The organism is Ensifer adhaerens (genome assembly GCF_020035535.1).
GTDB lineage: Bacteria > Pseudomonadota > Alphaproteobacteria > Rhizobiales > Rhizobiaceae > Ensifer.
The window spans coordinates 4,045,730-4,058,498 of sequence record NZ_CP083349.1 but is presented as its reverse complement, the minus strand read 5'-3'; the positions used below and the strand labels follow the sequence as shown (position 1 = coordinate 4,058,498).

The following is a 12,769-nucleotide window of genomic DNA, read 5'->3' as shown; positions in this document are numbered from 1 at the left end:
CCAAATTGACCTGGCTTATGCCTCAGTCCTTGGCGCGCTCGACGTAGGAACCGTCTTCCGTCGCGATGACGACGCGGGTGCCGGCCTGGATATGCGGCGGAACGAGCGTGCGGACGCCGTTCGACAGAACAGCCGGCTTGTAGGACGACGACGCCGTCTGGCCCTTGACGACCGGCTCGGTCTCGGTGATTTCGAGCGTGACGTGGCGCGGCAGGTCGATCGCGATCGCCAGGCCTTCGTGGACCGAAAGAATGCAGGCCATGCCTTCCTGGAGGTAAGCCTTCAGGTCGCCGATGTCGTCGGTGGTCATGACCAGCTGGTCATAGCTTTCCGGGTTCATGAAGTGGAAGCCTTCGGCGTCTTCATAAAGGAAGGTGTGCTCGCGGTCTTCGACGAAGGCGCGCTCGACCTGTTCGGTCGTGCGGTAGCGCTCGGAGACCTTCACGCCGTCGGAAATGCGGCGCATGTCGACCTGGGTAACCGGCGTGCCCTTGCCCGGGTGGAAGTTCTGGGCGGTAAGCACGACATAGAGCTTGCCGTCGACGTCGAGAACGTTGCCCTTACGGACAGATGAAGCGATGACCTTGACCATTAGTCTTCCTTGTAACAGAGGTATGCGCGACACCGCGGGCCGGAAACACTGGCCCTGAAGGACGCGAAAATAAGGATTTCGCGCCGCCACTACCCTAATTTCGTGCAAATAGCCAGCCTGAGCCGGCATCTGCGCGAAGAAAGCCTGGACTGAACCGATCATGTCGCATGCCTCACCCTGGTGGACACCCGATGTCCATGCCGACCGGCGCCCGTTTCTTCTCGGCCGCAACCGGATCCAATCGGCATTGCGCCGGTTCTTCGAGACGCGCGAATTCATCGAGGTCGATACCGCGACGCTGCAGGTCTCGCCCGGCAACGAGGCGCATCTGCACGCCTTCGCGACAGAGGCGCTCGATCATGACGGCTCCGGCCACCCGCTCTACCTGCACACTTCGCCGGAATTTGCCTGCAAGAAGCTGCTGGCGGCCGGTGAACGGCGCATCGCCTGCTTTGCCCATGTCTACCGCAACCGCGAGCGCGGGCCGCTGCACCATCCTGAGTTCACCATGCTCGAATGGTACCGCGCCGGCGAGGGTTACGAGACGTTGATGCGCGACTGCGCCGAGATCCTGGCGCTCGCCGCAGAGACCACCGGGACCAAACAATTCACCTTCCAGGGCCACATCTGCGATCCCTTCGCCACGCCCGAGCGGCTGAGCGTCGCAGAAGCTTTCGTGCGCTTTGCCGGCATCGACCTGCTGGCCTCGATCGCCACCGGCGGCGAAACCGACCGCGAGAAACTCGCCGCGGCGATGACCGCGGCCGGCCTTCGGGTCGCCCGTGACGACACCTGGGCGGATCTCTTCAGCCGCGTACTCGTGGAAAAGGTCGAGCCGCATCTTGGCTTCGGCCGGGCGACAATCCTCGACGAATATCCGACCGCGGAGGCAGCGCTGGCGCGGCCGGCGGCGCGCGACCGTCGCGTCGCCGAACGTTTCGAGCTCTATGCCTGCGGTGTCGAGCTCGCCAATGCCTTTGGCGAACTGACTGACGCGGCGGAGCAACGCCGGCGCTTCGAGATGGAAATGGCCGAGAAGGCGCGCGTCTACGGGGAGACCTATCCGCTCGACGAAGATTTTCTGGCAGCGCTCGCCATCATGCCCGAGGCAAGCGGTATCGCTCTCGGCTTCGACCGGCTGGCGATGCTGGCAACCGGTGCGTCGCGCATCGACCAGGTGCTCTGGGCGCCGGTGCCGGAGACGCGATCATGAACGTGCATCGCCCGATCAAAACCGCGCGCGAGCTGGTTGATGCCGGCCTTATCGACAGAGCCAAGGAGGCGACGGTGGCCACCGTCGCCGAGCGCTATGCCGTGGCGATCAGCCCCGTCATCGCGGATCTGATCGACCCGAGCGACCCAGATGACCCGATCGCCCGTCAGTTCGTGCCCGATGCCGCCGAGCTGACGCTGCTACCTGAGGAACGCGAGGACCCGATCGGCGACAAGCCGCATAGCCCGGTCACCGGCATCGTCCACCGCTATCCGGACCGCGTCCTGTTGAAGGCCGTGCATGTCTGCCCGGTCTATTGCCGCTTCTGCTTCCGCCGCGAGATGGTGGGGCCGCAGGGCCTCGGCACGCTGACACCGGCGGAGCTCGACGCCGCAATCGCCTATATCGCTGCCCATGAGGAAATCTGGGAAGTGATCCTCACCGGCGGCGATCCCCTGATCCTGTCGCCACGGCGGCTCGGCGATCTGATGGAACGGCTGAAGCCGATCCCGCATGTGAAGATCGTTCGTTTCCACACGCGCGTCCCCGTCGTCGAGCCGGCGCGCATCGACGCCGACCTGATCGAGGCACTGAAGGCCAGTGGCAAGGCGACCTATGTCGCGCTGCACGCCAACCACCCGCGCGAACTGACCGACGAGGCGCGTGCCGCCTGTGCCCGTCTGATCGACGCCGGCATCGTCATGGTCAGCCAATCGGTGCTCTTGAAGGGCGTCAACGACGATCCGGACGTGCTCGCAAGCCTGATGCGCGCCTTCGTCGAGACACGGATCAAGCCCTACTATCTGCACCACCCGGACCTCGCCCCCGGCACCAGCCACTTCCGCCTGTCGATCGAGGAAGGCCAGGCGCTCGTCGCCGCCTTGCGCGGTCGTGTTTCCGGTCTCTGCCAGCCGACCTATATCCTCGACATCCCCGGCGGACACGGCAAGGCAGTGATCAGCGCCGCGGCGATCGCGGCCGATGGCGGCGGCTGCTACACGGTCACGGATTTTCGCGGCGGCGAGCACAGCTATCCACCGAAAGCCTGATGACCGCGAGAAATCGCGACTCTCCAAATTATTGAAACTTCTTCAAAATATTCAACTCATGCATTTTTCTTCGCGTCCTGCGAGAAAAATCATGGAGCGGCGTCACAGGTGTGCGGCGTCGATCGTCAAATGGTCATAGGCAACACGACAACGATGGAGTTGAGACCATGACCGATACCAAAGCCGTCCGCTACGAGCAGGAAATCCCGGATGTACTCGGCGCACTCGCCGATGTGCACAAGACCATGGACCTGCACGGGCTCGACCGGACGATCCACAATCTCGTGCAATTGCGCGCCTCGCAGATCAACCGCTGCGGCTTCTGCGTGAAGATGCACACCAAGGAATCCCGCGCCGAGGGCGAGAGCAACGAGCGGCTCGACCGCATCATCGTCTGGGACCAGGTCAATGATTTCTCGCCGCGCGAGAAGGCAGCACTTGCCTGGACCGAGGCGCTGACCGAACTTGAGCCCCGCACCGATTTTGCGCCGCTCCGCGCCGAGCTGCGCCAGCACTTCAGCGAGAAGGAAATCAGCGTCATCACCTCGACGGTGGCGATGATCAACCTTTGGAACCGCATCCAGATTTCGAGGCACTGACATGAACGACAGGCAGCACATGCAGATCTTCGAGGAGGCGCGTCCGCGCCTTCTCGGCCTCGCCTACCGCATTCTCGGCTCGCGCGCCGATGCGGAAGACGCGGTGCAGGACACCTTCCTGAAATGGCAGCAGGTTGACCGCACGGCGATCGACACGCCGGCAGCCTGGCTGACGACTGCCTGCACGCGGCGCTGCCTGGATCTCCTGAAGGCCGCACACCGCAAGCGCGTCGACTATGTCGGCGCCTGGCTGCCTGAACCGATCCACACGGCAGCCGAAGACGATGCCGAAGAAAAGCTGGCGCTCACTTCTTCGCTCACAACCGCGTTCCTGCTGATGCTCGAGCGACTGACGCCGAAGGAGCGCGCGGCCTATCTGTTGCACGAGATCTTCGGCCAGCCCTATGACGAGGTCGCCGAAACCCTGGACATGCAGGAGACCGCCGCCCGCAAACTGGTGTCGCGCGCCAAGGCAAATATCAGCCTGGAGAAGGCCCGGCACCAAACGCCTCGGGAACGCCAGGACGCATTGCTCTCGGCCTTTCACCAGGCGATCCACGGCGGCAGTGTCGCCGGTCTCTCGGCGTTGCTTTCTGCCGACGTGAAGCTGACGGCCGACGGCGGTGGCAAGGTTGCGACCGTGCTCAGCGTCCTTGCTGGCAAGGAGACGGTGCTCGCCTTCATCATCGACCGGCTCACCGAGTACTGGGCGCACTACGCCTGGGAGATCGGCGACATCAATGGCGGCCGCGGCATCGTGCTCAGGGACGAGGCGAAAAACGAGATCGCCGCGACGGTCGCCTTCGGCTATGACGGCGACGGAAACGTCAACGACATCTTCATCATGCGCAACCCGGACAAGCTCACGCATTTTGGCGAGGCTGCGCTCCACTGACATAGCGGCACCGCCGAAGCAGCGCGATATCCCGAAACCGGATCGACCGGTACGCGTTCGCGGCGGTGCCCCGCGTGAGGTACTGACATGCTTGAGAAAACACCCGCCCCCCAACAGGAAACCGGCTGGCGCGCGCTGCTGACAGGCGATAACGCCGTGCATTCGCTCGTGCTCAGCGGCGGCGTCGCGCTGCATGCGCTCAACGTCTATGTGGTGACGACGATCATGCCCTCGATCGTGCGCGAGATCGGCGGGCTCGAATACTACGCCTGGAGCACGACGGTCTTCGTCGCGGCCTCGATCCTCGGCGCCGCACTGTCGGCACGGCTGCTCGGTGCCGTCGGCGCCGGCCGCGCCTATGCGGTCGGCGCGCTGGTCTTCGGCCTGGGTACGCTCTTCTGCGCCACGGCACCCTCCATGGCCATGCTGCTTGCCGGCCGTGCGATCCAGGGTTTTGGCGGCGGCCTGCTCTATGCGCTGGCCTATGGCGTGATCCGGCTGGTCTTCCGGCCCGAACTCTGGACCCGCGCCATTGGCCTGATCTCGGCAACCTGGGGAACGGCGACTTTGATCGGGCCTGCGATCGGCGGCATGTTTGCCGAGTTTTCCACCTGGCGCGTCGCCTTCTGGTCACTGCTGCCGCTGACGGCGCTGCTTGCGGCACTCGCCTTCTCCACGCTTCCGCGCAAGGCGGCGAACGATGAAGGGCGTACGCCGCTTCCCCTGCTGCAACTCCTGTTTCTCGTCGGCATCGTGCTCGCGCTATCGGTTGCAAGCACGCGCACCGTCGCCTTCGAGCAGATTGCCTGTGTCGGCGCGGCGGTCCTCCTGTTCCTAAGCCTGCTGTTGGTCGAGCGTCGCGCGGCGGGCAATCTCTTGCCCTCCGGCAGCTTCACCCTCACCTCCCCGCTGGCCGCCCTTTATGCTACGATCACGCTGCTGATGGTGGGCCTGCAGCCGGAAATCTATGTGCCGTATCTGCTGCAGGAACTGCATGGGCTGTCACCGCTGGTGGCCGGCTATATCGCAGCGCTGATGTCGATCGGCTGGACGGCGGGATCGATGACGAGTGCCCATTGGCACGGAGAACGGGCGAAGCAGACGATCTTTGCCGGTCCGGCCCTCGGCTTCGTCGGCCTGGCCCTGATCGCCTTGTTCATGCCGATGGCGGGCGCGGAGTTCCTGGTCATCGCGGCGCCACTCTGCGCAGGCATTGTCGCGGTCGGCTTCGGAATGGGCTTTGCCTGGCCGCATATCGTTACCGCTGTCTACGAGTTCGCGCCGGAGGGCGAAGCGGAGAAGGCCTCGAGTTCGATCACCACTGTCCAGCTCTTTGCCGCCGCACTCGGCGCAGCGCTGGCCGGACTGACGGCCAACCTCGCCGGGATCGAGTCATCGGCAGAAGGCGGCGTGGCGCTGGCGACGACCGGGCTCTTCGGCCTGTTTGCGCTACTGCCGGCGCTAGCGCTGCTGACGGCCAGGCGTGTACGGCGCGCAAGACGAACGACGGCCTAGGCCATCGACTAATGCGGCCCGCCGAAAACCACGGCGGGTCGCTGCCAGACACAGCGGCACCGCTAGCGCGTTCGACGTGGCGCCGCCGGGAGGGAACGATGGAAGCCGAGGGCATCGGCCTTCATGGCGTGCGGGAAACGCTGCTGATCACGCTCCGGGCGAAGGCTGCGGAAAGCGCGCTGCCCGATTCTCTCCTGCACGACCGCTTCGCCGCCGAGCTGATGCGACGCCTCGACGGCAAGGCGAAGGCGCCCGATGTCGGTCACGACATGACGATCGGCATCGCGATGCGCGCCTATCTGCTCGACCGGTGGACCCGAACTTTCATCGAAAGCCATCCGGATGCGGTCGTGCTCAATCTCGGTTGCGGCCTCGACACGCGAATCCTGCGGCTCGATCCGCCTTCATCCGTCGCCTGGTTCGACATCGACTTTCCAGACGTGATTGCCTTGCGCCAGCAGTTCTTCGCCGATCGCGTCGGCTGCACTACGATCGCCTCTTCCATTACCGAGCGGGGCTGGATCGACCGCATCCCTGACGACCGGCCGGCGATTATCGTCGCTGAGGGGGTGCTGCCCTATCTTCACGACCAGGAAGTGCGCGATCTCATGCGGCGGGTCGTCACATGTCTTGCCGGCGGCGAGATCGTCTTCGACGCCTATAGCCATCTCGGTATCGAGCTTTTGCGTTTCAACCCGTCATTGCGCGCGACGGGTGCGGAGTTGCGCTGGGGGATAGAGGACGCGCGGGCGCTGGAACGGGACGTGCCCGGGCTGACGCTGCTCGAAGACATCCATGACTACGATGCCGCGCAGATCGCGCGCATGTCGCCGATGGCGCGAATTGCGGTCCAGTTCGTCAGTGTGATTCCCATGCTGCGCCGCATGGGGCGCCTGCTGCGCTACAGTTTCAAGCAGGCATGAAAAAGGCCGCGCCTCGCGGCGCGACCCTTCGATTGCAGGCGGTCGATTTCGGCCAATCAGGCCTTGATCGGCGCGATCGAGATTTCGACGCGGCGGTTCTGCGCGCGGCCGGCTTCGCTCGAATTGGAAGCGATCGGGCGCTCCTTGCCGTAGCCCATCGCCGACATGCGGCGCTGGTCGACGCCCTGGCCAGCCAGATAGTTGGCAACCGAAGCGGCGCGGCGCTCGGAGAGGCCCTGGTTGTACGAGGCGCTGCCGGTCGCGTCGGTGTGACCGTCGACGTCGATCATCGTCTTGTTGAACTTGCGCAGCACGATCGCCACCGAGTTCAGCGTGTCGTAGAAGGCCGGGATCACCTGGTCGCGGTCGGTCGCGAACGTGATGTTCGACGGCATGTTGAGGATGATGCGGTCGCCGGCACGGGTGACCGAGACGCCGGTGCCCTGAAGCTGGGCGCGCAGCTCCGCTTCCTGGTTGTCCATGTAGTTGCCGATCAGGCCACCACCGAGACCGCCGATCGCGGCGCCGACGAGCGCGGAGTCGCGCCGGCCTGCGGCACTTCCGCCGACGAGCAGACCGGTCGCAGCACCGAGACCCGCGCCAATCAGCGCGCCGCCGGCCGTGTTCGACATCTTCTGCTCACCCGTATAGGGATCGGTGGTTGTGCATCCCGAAAGATAGATGGCCGCAACAGCCAGAATGGCGCATTTCTTGATCATGGAATCAGTTGTCCCCATTGGTGCTCGAAAGTGCTTCATACTAGCGATTGCGGCAGGAAGATGAAGAGGCGTCCCAATCACGCCATGGTTTACCGGCAATTGCCGTGTTGCGCGGATTCGGTGTGCCGGTCGGGCCACACTATAACCGATCCTTCACATGCCCTTGATAGGACGGACATCCAGACGACCAAGACGTATAAGCGGCCTTCCGACGCCGCCCATTGATAAGAACGAGGCAATATTTGATGGCAATCGAGTTCGGAGACACGCAACGCAGTCTCAGCGACACGCTCAACGGCATGATTGCCTCCATTCGCGGCGAGACGATCACGCTGCGCGAGCTGATGACCGAGATCGGCGAACAGGGGTTCCTGCTGCTGTGTGCCCTTCTGACGCTGCCGTTCCTGTTGCCGGTGTCGATCCCGGGCGTCAGCACCGTTTTCGGGGCGGCAATCATCCTGATCTCCGTATCGATCACGCTCAACCGGCTGCCCTGGGTGCCGCGGCGCATTCTCGACCGCAAGATCGAGACCGAGAAGCTGGTGCCGACCCTGCAGAAGGGGGCAAGTATCGTCTCCAAGCTCGACCGCTACGTGCGGCCGCGCCTGGGATTCCTGACGCAGGGCGCCATGATGAACCGCTTCAACGGCCTGATGATCATGGCCGGCGGCATTCTCCTGATGTTCCCGCTCGGCTCATCCCGCTGTCGAACACGCTGCCGGGGATCGCGATCCTGCTGCTCTCGCTCGGCATCATCCAGCGCGACGGGCTGATGGTCGCCGGGGGCTATCTCTTCCTGATTGCAACGACTGTCTACTTCACCGTGCTTGCCTATATGGCCTTTGCCGCCGGCCAGGGCCTGTCGACGTTCTTCGTTTCCTGACACATATTCACATCAGACGTATGAATCGGCCCGGCCAACTGCCGGGCCTTTCGGTTTTAGGCAGCCAACCCGGCGAAAGCCCGGTAGCTGGCGAAGTCCGTACGGATGCCAAGCGTCTTCATCAGCGCTTCGCGATCGAGACCGAGCTGGTGGTCGAACGCGATGAGCGCGGCTGCGACCTTGGGCGCGACGTCAGCACTCGCGAATTCGATCATGGTGATGAAATCGAACTGGCCGGGACCGGCGTGCTGCTCCAGGAACAGGTCTTTCACATAACCGTCCTGCTTGCGGATGACGGCCAGCGTCTTGTCGACCAGTTCGACGAATTCCTGCCGTGCTTCCACCGGTACGGTGTATTTGTTGATGCGGTAAAGCGGCGCCACGCTATTCGATTGACTGCTCATAGCTCTTTTCCTCTCATCTCATTTTGAACGAGAGCAGTCGTACGACCTCAAGTAAAGTTGAGGTCAATAGCGGCAAACGCATTTTTCCGAATGCCTGATCCCTAGCTGGAAATGCCAGTCAGCACATTGGCAACGTTGAGGCCGATTTCCGGCACGCCATAGCCGCCCTCCATGCAGACGACGACCGGCAGGCCGGTACGCTTCAACGCCTCGCCCATGCGCAGATAATCTTCGGACTTCAGCCGAAAGAACGAGATTGGGTCGCGCTCGAAGGTATCGACGCCGAGCGAGACGACCAGCGCTTCGGCACCGAAGGTCTCGATGCGGGACAGCGCGTCGGTCATCGCCGCCGACCAAGCGTCAAACAGTGTACCGCGCGACAGCGGATAGTTTTTCGTCGTGCCGAGCCCGGCGCCGGAGCCCTCCTCGTCGGCGAAACCGAGGAAATGCGGGAAGGCTTCGACCGGGTCGCCATGCAGCGAGGCGAAATAGACGTCGCCGCGCTCGTAGAAGATATCCTGGGTGCCATTGCCATGGTGGAAGTCGACGTCGAGCACGGCGACCTTCTGCGCGCCGTGATCCCTTAGGCGTTGGGCGGCGCAAGCAGCGTTGTTGATGAAGGAATAGCCGCCATAGAGATCGATCGCCGCATGATGGCCGGGCGGGCGGCAGAGCGCGAAGGCGGCACGGTTGCCGGCGTGGATGTGGTCGGCGGCCGAGATGGCGCAATCCACCGCCGCACGGGCGGCCGCATAGGTGCCCTCGGTGATCGCCGTTTCCGCCGCAAAGGAATAATAACCGAGCGCACCGTCGATATCTCTCGGTGGATGCTGGCGCATGCGCCGCGCCGGGAAACAGGCCGGGATCGCCTCGCCGCGGTAACCGTCGGCAACCCAACGGGACCAGGCGGTTTCGAGAAACGCGAGATAGTCAGGCGCATGCAGTTTGAGCGCGACCTCGAGATCGTGGCGCTCGGGTGCTGCAACATCGTGGAAGCCCGCTTCCTTTACTGCTGCCAGGATCCACTCGGCGCGAAACGGCGCTTCGAAGGGCGGTACGAGTTCACCGCCAAAAAGCTCGGTCTTGGCGTCGCGGAGCTTGTGGTCCTCGGTGTAAAAGATGCGCATGGGGGGTATCCTGAAGAGGCAACAGATGGGTGCCGGTACCCTACCCCAGGTTTTAGGGTTGGCAACCGGCCCTCGACCGGCCTGCCGGCCACCTTCTCGCCGCAGAGCCGGGGCGAAGGAGCGGTGACCGCTCGCCTCGACAACAGGACTGTTGAAGGGCCATAGCTCCGCTCGGCAGCGTTGCGAACGGGCACGTCCCCTCTCCCCGCGAGCGGGGAGAGGGTTAGGGTCAGGGGCATCGTGAGACGCAATAGATGCCGCTAAGCCGCAATGCGCTTGTAAAAGAACGTGGTGGCGCAGAGGCCGCCTTCCGGCCACATCGCATAGTCGGGGATAACGCCGACGCGCTCCCAACCCAGGCGCGGATAGATCGCCTCGGCATCGCTTCCCGTCGCCGTATCGAGCACCAGCAGCGTCTTGCCGCGCGATGCGGCCTCGCGCTCGACCGCCTCCATCAGCCGCCGCGCCAGTCCCTTGCCGCGGGCGGCGCGATGCACGAGCAGCTTCTTCAAATCGCCGCGGTGCGGCTGGTTCGGCATCTGCGCGACACCCACCTGCACGGTGCCGAGGATGCGGTCGGCCTCCTCCGCCACCATCAGCAGCGTTTCGTTCGCAGCGACAGCCTCAACGACACCGCGCCAATAGGCGAGTGCGCTTTCGGGCGGATAGGGCTGCATGAAGCCGACCGATGCGCCGCCCTCGACGCAATCGGAAAGCACCTCGGCAAGCGCCGGGATGGCATCGCGGGCCTGGGCTTCATCGAGCAGACGGATCTGAATATCGGACATGGTCAAACCTTGGTGCGACAGAGGATGACGGCGTAGTGAGCCGGCTCATCGTGGGGGTTATGGAAGATGTGGCCCGCCTCCAGCCCCATGAACAGGCAGTCGCCTGGCTCGAGCGAATGGAAGCCGGATGCGGTCGTCATTTCGAGCCGCCCGGAAAACAGCCAGAGATGCTGGGTGATGCCGCGATCGGAGGATTGCCGCTCGAATACCACGCGGGCGCCCGGCGGAAACTCGACCTCGACGATATCGACAGGCGAGCCGAGACCATCCGGCGAGACGGAGCGACGCAGATAGCCGGATTCCGGATCGCGCCAGAGTCGTTGTTCCGCACGCCTTGCAAGCGGCGACGCCTCCTGCGTTTCGAAGGCGAAAAGCGCGGAGAGCGTGGTTGAGAGCGCGCTGCAGAGCTTGGCGAGAAGCTGGGCTGTCGGGCTCGCCTCGCCGCGCTCAATGCGCGAGATCATAGCCCGACTGACGCCGGAACTGGCGGCGAGCTCGTCCAGCGTCAGGTTCTGCTGGTTACGAAGAGTACGAATGCGCTCGCCGATGGCATGTTCGAGAGGGTCGATAGCGTTTTCCATTATTTGAGATTGCATTTCTCATATAATGGAGTCAAGACGCAGACAGACTGAAAATACGGGCATGCGATGCCGCTTTGGCGACAGCGCGACACGGGGCTTTCGGCTATGGTGGCTGTTTCGCGAGCACAAACGAGAAAAGCTTACACTTCAATACTTTAGATAGTTCTCATCGATCACGCCCAGTGCACCTATCCCGTGCGCCTCCATCGACAGGTTGGACATGACTAAGCAGCCCTCCTCGCTGACCTCGATCGCCAGCATCGTCGCCTCGATGACGGCGGTGGCGATCGGCAACGGCATGATGCTCGCCTATGTGCCCTTTGCGCTGACGCGTTCCGACGCACCGGACTGGGTACCGGGTGCCGCCGTGACGATGATCGCCTTCGGTGGATTGGTCGGCTGTGTCATCGCCGGACCGATGATCCGTCGCGTCGGCCATGCCCGCGCCTTCTCCTGCTCGATGGCACTCGTCATCCTCTCGGCCCTGACGATCGCGCTCGGCATGCATCCGCTTTTGTGGGTGCTTGCCCGCGGCCTTTATGGCGCGTCCGGCAACACCAACTTCATCATCGCCCAGAGCTGGCTCAATCATGCGAGCGAGAACCATTGGCGCGGCAAGGCCATGGCGCTGTTCTACATGGCTTATGTCATCGGGCTCGGCACCGGTGCCTGGCTGTTCGGCCAGATCCCGGCCGATGGCAACCTGCCGCCGCTCGTTACCATCTTCTTCACGGCACTCGCACTCTTGCCGATCGGGCTAACGCGGCTGCCGACGCCACCGGCGCCCGCCAAGGTCAGCATCGACATCCCCATGGTCTGGCGCAATTCCCCCGTCGCCTTCATCGGCGTGCTCGCCGCCGGCGGCCTTTCGATGGTGGTGCAGGGCTTCACGCCGATCTATGCGGCCGCCAACGACGTCAGCCAGGGCGACGTCGCCAATCTGATGTTCGTCATGCAGTTCGGCCTGATCGCCATCCAGTATCCGATGGGAACGCTGTCGGACCGGATCGACCGCCGCCTGGTGCTGATCGGCACCTGCCTGCTGATCCTTGCCGCCGGCTTCTTCGCGCTTTCGGCGTCGTTCAGCAATCTGATCCTCTTGATGCTGGTCTTTGCGCTGTTCGCCGGGGCGGTCGAGACCGTCTACTCGATCGCCAATGCGCATGCCAACGACCGCACGGATCCCGCCGATTTCGTGCCGCTTGCCAGCACCATGCTGGTCGCCTGGTCGATCGCCGCGACCGTCGTGCCGATGCTGGTAACGCTGCTGACACCGGTCTTCGGACAGCGCACTTTCATCTACGCGGCGATGGTCGTTGCCGCCCTTTATGCGTTCTTCGTGCTCTTGAGACTGAGGAAACGTGACGAGGTGCCGGCGGCCGAGCGCGAGAGCTTCGAGATCAGGAGCGCGCAGGTGCCGAATGCCGGCGCGCTCGTCGATGCGGAAGCGAGCGCCGAATAGGCCGATTTATAGTGAACGA

13 protein-coding genes and 1 pseudogene are annotated in these 12,769 nt (G+C 63.8%); 8 read left to right on the top strand and 6 right to left on the bottom strand.

Annotated elements, in window-relative coordinates:
- Window positions 1-22: 22 nt before the first annotated feature.
- On the bottom strand, window positions 23-592 hold the full coding sequence (gene efp, locus LAC81_RS19715) for an elongation factor P (RefSeq protein WP_223726127.1): 570 nt from the start codon (window positions 590-592) through the stop codon (window positions 23-25).
- 160 nt (window positions 593-752) lie between these two features.
- Here efp and epmA point away from each other — a divergent pair, with 160 nt between their 5' ends.
- From epmA to LAC81_RS19685, 6 genes are all read left to right on the top strand, one after another.
- Window positions 753-1,805 (top strand): EF-P lysine aminoacylase EpmA, encoded by a 1,053-nt coding sequence (gene epmA, locus LAC81_RS19710; RefSeq protein WP_223726126.1) that lies wholly within the window; start codon window positions 753-755, stop codon window positions 1,803-1,805.
- Complete coding sequence (locus tag LAC81_RS19705; protein ID WP_223726125.1) at window positions 1,802-2,854, top strand: lysine-2,3-aminomutase-like protein; 1,053 nt, start codon at window positions 1,802-1,804, stop codon at window positions 2,852-2,854. The genes epmA and LAC81_RS19705 overlap by 4 nt, the downstream gene beginning before the upstream one ends.
- 167 nt (window positions 2,855-3,021) lie before the next feature.
- On the top strand, window positions 3,022-3,453 hold the full coding sequence (locus tag LAC81_RS19700) for a carboxymuconolactone decarboxylase family protein (RefSeq protein WP_065372100.1): 432 nt from the start codon (window positions 3,022-3,024) through the stop codon (window positions 3,451-3,453).
- 1 nt (window position 3,454) lies between these two features.
- Entirely contained in the window at window positions 3,455-4,348 is an 894-nt protein-coding gene (sigJ, locus tag LAC81_RS19695) for an RNA polymerase sigma factor SigJ (RefSeq protein ID WP_223726124.1), read from the top strand.
- 87 nt (window positions 4,349-4,435) lie between these two features.
- Window positions 4,436-5,863 carry an MFS transporter gene (locus LAC81_RS19690; RefSeq protein WP_223726123.1) on the top strand — a complete coding sequence of 476 codons (1,428 nt, stop codon included), beginning with the start codon at window positions 4,436-4,438 and terminating at the stop codon, window positions 5,861-5,863.
- 98 nt (window positions 5,864-5,961) lie between these two features.
- Window positions 5,962-6,786, top strand: a complete 825-nt coding sequence (locus tag LAC81_RS19685) for a class I SAM-dependent methyltransferase (RefSeq protein WP_223726122.1) — start codon at window positions 5,962-5,964, stop codon at window positions 6,784-6,786.
- 56 nt (window positions 6,787-6,842) lie between these two features.
- Here LAC81_RS19685 and LAC81_RS19680 read toward each other — a convergent pair whose 3' ends face one another.
- Window positions 6,843-7,505, bottom strand: a complete 663-nt coding sequence (locus LAC81_RS19680) for an OmpA family protein (RefSeq protein WP_113538895.1) — start codon at window positions 7,503-7,505, stop codon at window positions 6,843-6,845.
- 245 nt (window positions 7,506-7,750) lie between these two features.
- Here LAC81_RS19680 and LAC81_RS19675 point away from each other — a divergent pair.
- Window positions 7,751-8,388, top strand: a pseudogene (locus tag LAC81_RS19675) (exopolysaccharide biosynthesis protein).
- 56 nt (window positions 8,389-8,444) lie between these two features.
- On the opposite strand, the gene LAC81_RS19670 reads toward LAC81_RS19675, so the two are convergent.
- From LAC81_RS19670 to LAC81_RS19655, 4 genes are all read right to left on the bottom strand, one after another.
- Window positions 8,445-8,792, bottom strand: a complete 348-nt coding sequence (locus LAC81_RS19670) for an antibiotic biosynthesis monooxygenase (protein WP_223726121.1) — start codon at window positions 8,790-8,792, stop codon at window positions 8,445-8,447.
- Window positions 8,793-8,893: 101 nt separating this feature from the next.
- Window positions 8,894-9,919, bottom strand: a complete 1,026-nt coding sequence (locus tag LAC81_RS19665; protein WP_223726120.1) for a histone deacetylase family protein — start codon at window positions 9,917-9,919, stop codon at window positions 8,894-8,896.
- Window positions 9,920-10,179: 260 nt separating this feature from the next.
- On the bottom strand, window positions 10,180-10,707 hold the full coding sequence (locus tag LAC81_RS19660; RefSeq protein ID WP_223726119.1) for a GNAT family N-acetyltransferase: 528 nt from the start codon (window positions 10,705-10,707) through the stop codon (window positions 10,180-10,182).
- A gap of 2 nt (window positions 10,708-10,709) precedes the next feature.
- The gene (locus tag LAC81_RS19655) at window positions 10,710-11,288 is read right to left on the bottom strand and encodes a helix-turn-helix domain-containing protein (RefSeq protein ID WP_223726118.1); all 579 of its coding nucleotides are present in this window, start codon (window positions 11,286-11,288) and stop codon (window positions 10,710-10,712) included.
- A gap of 220 nt (window positions 11,289-11,508) precedes the next feature.
- Between LAC81_RS19655 and LAC81_RS19650 the strand changes: the two genes are divergently transcribed.
- The gene (locus tag LAC81_RS19650; RefSeq protein WP_223726117.1) at window positions 11,509-12,750 is read left to right on the top strand and encodes an MFS transporter; all 1,242 of its coding nucleotides are present in this window, start codon (window positions 11,509-11,511) and stop codon (window positions 12,748-12,750) included.
- Window positions 12,751-12,769 lie beyond the last annotated feature (19 nt).

Excerpts from the sequence above, each read along its gene's own strand:
- LAC81_RS19705 (WP_223726125.1), top strand. The coding sequence starts at position 1,802 with ATGAACGTGCATCGCCCGATCAAAACCGCGCGCGAGCTGGTTGATGCC.
- LAC81_RS19685 (WP_223726122.1), top strand. The coding sequence starts at position 5,962 with ATGGAAGCCGAGGGCATCGGCCTTCATGGCGTGCGGGAAACGCTGCTG.
- LAC81_RS19655 (WP_223726118.1), bottom strand. The coding sequence starts at position 11,288 with ATGGAAAACGCTATCGACCCTCTCGAACATGCCATCGGCGAGCGCATT.
- LAC81_RS19660 (WP_223726119.1), bottom strand. The coding sequence starts at position 10,707 with ATGTCCGATATTCAGATCCGTCTGCTCGATGAAGCCCAGGCCCGCGAT.
- LAC81_RS19700 (WP_065372100.1), top strand. The coding sequence starts at position 3,022 with ATGACCGATACCAAAGCCGTCCGCTACGAGCAGGAAATCCCGGATGTA.
- LAC81_RS19670 (WP_223726121.1), bottom strand. The coding sequence starts at position 8,792 with ATGAGCAGTCAATCGAATAGCGTGGCGCCGCTTTACCGCATCAACAAA.
- sigJ (WP_223726124.1), top strand. The coding sequence starts at position 3,455 with ATGAACGACAGGCAGCACATGCAGATCTTCGAGGAGGCGCGTCCGCGC.
- epmA (WP_223726126.1), top strand. The coding sequence starts at position 753 with ATGTCGCATGCCTCACCCTGGTGGACACCCGATGTCCATGCCGACCGG.
- LAC81_RS19665 (WP_223726120.1), bottom strand. The coding sequence starts at position 9,919 with ATGCGCATCTTTTACACCGAGGACCACAAGCTCCGCGACGCCAAGACC.
- LAC81_RS19690 (WP_223726123.1), top strand. The coding sequence starts at position 4,436 with ATGCTTGAGAAAACACCCGCCCCCCAACAGGAAACCGGCTGGCGCGCG.
- LAC81_RS19680 (WP_113538895.1), bottom strand. The coding sequence starts at position 7,505 with ATGATCAAGAAATGCGCCATTCTGGCTGTTGCGGCCATCTATCTTTCG.
- LAC81_RS19650 (WP_223726117.1), top strand. The coding sequence starts at position 11,509 with ATGACTAAGCAGCCCTCCTCGCTGACCTCGATCGCCAGCATCGTCGCC.
- efp (WP_223726127.1), bottom strand. The coding sequence starts at position 592 with ATGGTCAAGGTCATCGCTTCATCTGTCCGTAAGGGCAACGTTCTCGAC.